Here is a 4,098-nt window from a genome sequence, read left to right on the forward strand (position 1 = left end):
CTCGCCCGCCGCTTCGCGGCGCGCCAGCACTGCCACCGCTGCGGCCGGCATGACTTCCTCGAGGCGCTCGAGCGCGATCGCACCACTGTTGACCCGCGCCAGTTCCCAGTTGGCGACCACCCGCGCGGCGAAGCGCGGGGCACATCCGGCCGCAACCAGTGCGTCGAACCGCTCGACGTGCGCGCGGTCGGCGACCAGGATCGAGCGCAGTTCGTCGCCGATCGCGAGCTCCGCGAGTCGTGCTTCGGCCTGCCACGGAAGCTCCGGCAGTCGGCCGCGCGCCGCCTCGATCGTGGCGCGGCTGAGTCGCACCGTCGGCAGGTCGGGCTCAGGGAAGTAGCGATAGTCGTGCGCGTGTTCCTTGCTGCGCATGATCGCGAGCTTGTCGTGATCCGCGTCGTAGAGCAGCGTGGCCTGTTCGATCCGTCCACCGTCCTCGAGCACACGTCGCTGACGCTCGATCTCGGCCACCACCCCTTTCTCGACGCCCTTGATCGAATTGAGGTTCTTGAGTTCGGTCTTGGTGCCGAGCGCAGTCGCTCCGACCGGCCGCAGCGACACGTTCGCATCACAGCGCAGCTGGCCCTTCTCCATGTCGCCGCCCGAGATCCCGAGCCATCGCACCAGGCGTCGCAGGTCGGTGAGAAACGCGGCGCACTCGTGAGCGGCGCGAAACACCGGATCGGTCACCAGCTCCATCAGCGGAACGCCGGCACGATTGAAGTCCACCCGCGAAACACGGCGGTCACCCTGACGTTCGGGGTGAAACGACTTGCCGGTGTCTTCTTCGATATGGATGCGCGTGAGCGCGAAGCTTCGCGTGCCGGTCTCGAACGCGACGGCCAGCGACCCGCCTTCACACAGCGGCCGGTCGTACTGCGAGATCTGGTAGTTCTTCGGCATGTCCGGATAGAAGTAATTCTTGCGCGCGAACACGCTCTCTTCTCGCACCTCGCAGCCGAGCGCGAGGCCGAGGCGCGCGGTCGCCTCGATCGCGAGCGCGTTCGCGACCGGGAGTGCTCCCGGCAGCCCGAGGCACACCGGGCAGACGGTCGAGTTGGCGGTCGAGCCGAATCCGGCCGGGCAGCCGCAGAACATCTTCGTGCGCGACGCCACCTGAATGTGGCACTCGAGTCCGATTACCGCTTCGTAGGCCATGCGAACTCCGTCTCGTGACGTCGCTCGAGTCGCGCGCGCTCGCCCCGAACTTCGAGCGCACGGCCGGCCCTCAGCAACGTGGGCTCGGCGTCGGCGGGGCCCAGCAACTGAACGGCGCGCGGGAGCCCGGTCCCGCCGAGCCCCACCGGCACGGTGAGTCCCGGAATCCCGGCGAGATTCGCTCCAATCGTGAAGATGTCGCTCAGATACATCGCGAGCGGGTCGTCGACCTTCTCGCCGAGCCGGAACGCCTGGGTCGGCGCGGTCGGCAGCAGCAGGAAGTCACAGCGCACGAATGCCTCGTCGAATTCGCGGCGGATGCGGGTGCGCGCCCGCTGCGCCTTGAGATAGAAGGCGTCGTAGTAGCCGGCCGACAGCGCGTAGGTGCCGAGCAGGATGCGACGCTGCACTTCCGGCCCGAAGCCGCGGCTGCGCGTGCGCCGGTAGAGTGCGCCGATGTCGTCGGCATCGACGCGCAGGCCATATCGCACGCCGTCGAAGCGCGCGAGATTCGAGCTCGCCTCGGCGGTGGCGACCAGATAGTAGGCCGCGACGCCGACCTCGCCGGGCAGGAACTCGAGCGGCACGCGAATCGCCCCCGCTCGCTCGAGCCATGCGGCCGCTTCTTCGAGTCCCGCGACCACTTCGGGCTCGCAGCCCTGCTTCCACAGATTCGCCGGCCATCCGAATCGCAATCCGGAGACCCCGGAGTCCCAGCCCGACACGTCGGGTGCAGGACCCGGGCGCGAGGTGGCATCGTAGGGATCGCCGCCGGCCACGACCGAATACGCGAGCGCCACGTCGCCTGCGTGTCGCGCGAAGATGCCGACCTGATCGAGCGAGGATCCGAACGCGACCAATCCGTAGCGCGACAGCCGGCCGTAGGTCGGCTTGAGGCCGTAGACGCCGCAGAACGCTGCGGGCTGTCGCACCGATCCGCCGGTGTCGGAGCCGAACGCGAGCGGCACCAGGCCGTAGGCGACCGCGGCCGCTGAACCACCGCTCGAGCCGCCCGGAACACGGCTCAGGTCGTACGGATTGCGCGTCGGACCGTAGGCGCTGAACTCGGTCGAAGATCCCATCGCGAACTCATCCATGTTCGCCTTGCCGGCCAACGACGAGCCGGCCTCCCGCAGACGCCTGACCACCGTCGCGTCATAGGGCGAGCGATAGCCGGCCAGAATGCGCGAGCCGCAGGTGGTGTCGTAGTCGGTGGTGCAGAGGTTGTCCTTGAGCACCACCGGCACTCCCGCGAGCGGCCCGACGGGACGTGCGCTCGCCGTGGCGAGGCGACGTGTTTCGCGATCGGCATGCACGATCGCGTGCACCTCGGGCTCCCACTGTGCGGCGGGGCCATCCCAGCCCGCTTCGAGCGCCGCCTCGGCGGCGAGTTCCCCGCTCGTGACGCGCTCGACGAGCCGCGCGGCCGATCCTCGCCAGCTCGGTTCGCTCACGGATTCACGTTTTCGACGATCGGCGGCACCAGGAAGAAGCCGTTCTCGCTCGCCGGAGCCGCCGCGGTCGCCCGCGATGGATCGAGCTGACGGTCCGCATCCGGCACGTCCGCGCGCAAACCGGCGCCGGCGGGCGCAAACGTCGAGGGCTCGCAGCCCGACAGGTCGAGGCGATCGAGCGTCGCGACGAATGCGAGCACCGCAGTGAGCTCGGTCGTCATGCGTTCGATGCCCTCGGCGGGAATCTCGAGCCGCGCGAGCTCGGCGATGCGTTCGACCTCAGTCCGCGTGATGGACATCGCCGCCTCCGGTGAGGAATCGCCCGAACACCTTCTTGATCTGGGTGCCGAATCGAACCGTGTACTTGGCTTCCGGACCCTCCCCTTCGGCGGCCATCACCACGCCACGTCCGAACAACTCATGAAAGACCTCGCGCCCGACCGCGGCCGAGCGTGGATTCGTGCGCGCCGGCCACGGATCGGAAGCCGGCGTGCGCGCGGCGCGGCCGGTGGACGCGGTACGATACGGCGCACTGGGAGCGTCGTCGAAGCGATCCGGTGCCGTTCCGTGTCCCCATGCCGGATCGGAGATGCCCTCACGGGTCAGTACATCCTCGGGGACCTCGTCGACGAAGCGCGACACCGCGCCCCCGCCCATGCCGTCGTGCCGGCGTCGCCACGCCGCCGCGCACATCAGCACTTCATCCTGTGCGCGAGTCAGCGCGACGTAGAACAGGCGTCGCTCTTCTTCGAGCTCGGCGGGATCGTCGAGCGACGAGGCATGGGGCAGCAGGCCCTCCTCGAGCCCGGCCACGATCACGACCGGGAATTCGAGTCCCTTTGCATTGTGCGCCGTCATCAGCAGCAGCCGATCACCGCTCCCGTCGACCCGGTCCAGGTCGGTGAGCAGTGCGGTCTCGGACAGGAACGCCGCCACGCCGGCATCGTGCGCGTGGCTCGCATACGCGGCGGCTCCGGTCCGCAATTCCTCGAGGTTCGCGCGGCGCTCCTCGACCTCGGAACTCTCGCCGTCCAGCGATTCGATGTAACGACTGACCTCGAGCACCCGGTCCAGCACCTGATCGACCGGGTCCGCTCCGCGTGCCGCCACCTCGTCGATGATCGCCAGGAACGCAAGCGCACCGACCGTCGCGGCACGCGACAAAGCCCCTTCGCTCGCGAGTCGACGCAGCGCCTCGAGCGGCGAGGCCGCGCCGTTGGCGACCCGCTCCTCGACACGGCTCCGCACCGCGTCACCGAGCCCGCGACGCGGCGTGTTCCACGCGCGCCAGAATGCGGCCGCGTCGAGCGGATTGACGCCCAGGCGCAGGTAAGCCAGCACGTCTTTGACCTCGCGGCGCTGATAGAACGCGACGCCGCCGACGATCTCGTAGTGCACGCCGCGCATCGCCAGCTCGGTTTCGAGTGCCCGCGACTGCGCGTTGGTGCGATACAGCACCGCCAGCTCGGTGATCGAGCGCGTGCGC

The 4,098-nt window shown here is 69.2% G+C and carries 4 protein-coding genes; all 4 read right to left on the minus strand.

Translation table 11 applies throughout. From position 1 onward, the window contains the following. Positions 1–1,158, minus strand: a 1,158-nt coding sequence (gene gatB / locus HOP12_13445; GenBank protein ID NOT35147.1) for an Asp-tRNA(Asn)/Glu-tRNA(Gln) amidotransferase subunit GatB, incomplete at its 3' end; no start/stop codon positions are given. Further along, positions 1,140–2,612 carry an Asp-tRNA(Asn)/Glu-tRNA(Gln) amidotransferase subunit GatA gene (gene gatA / locus HOP12_13450; GenBank protein ID NOT35148.1) on the minus strand — a complete coding sequence of 491 codons (1,473 nt, stop codon included), beginning with the start codon at positions 2,610–2,612 and terminating at the stop codon, positions 1,140–1,142. The genes gatA and gatB, both read right to left, overlap by 19 nt. Next, positions 2,609–2,911 (minus strand): Asp-tRNA(Asn)/Glu-tRNA(Gln) amidotransferase subunit GatC, encoded by a 303-nt coding sequence (gene gatC / locus HOP12_13455; GenBank protein NOT35149.1) that lies wholly within the window; start codon positions 2,909–2,911, stop codon positions 2,609–2,611. The genes gatA and gatC overlap by 4 nt, the downstream gene beginning before the upstream one ends. Then, a partial coding sequence (locus HOP12_13460) for an ATP-binding domain-containing protein (protein ID NOT35150.1) occupies positions 2,892–4,098 on the minus strand: 1,207 nt, incomplete at its 5' end. The genes HOP12_13460 and gatC, both read right to left, overlap by 20 nt.

This window comes from Candidatus Eisenbacteria bacterium (genome assembly GCA_013140805.1).
GTDB lineage: Bacteria > Eisenbacteria > RBG-16-71-46 > RBG-16-71-46 > RBG-16-71-46 > JABFRW01.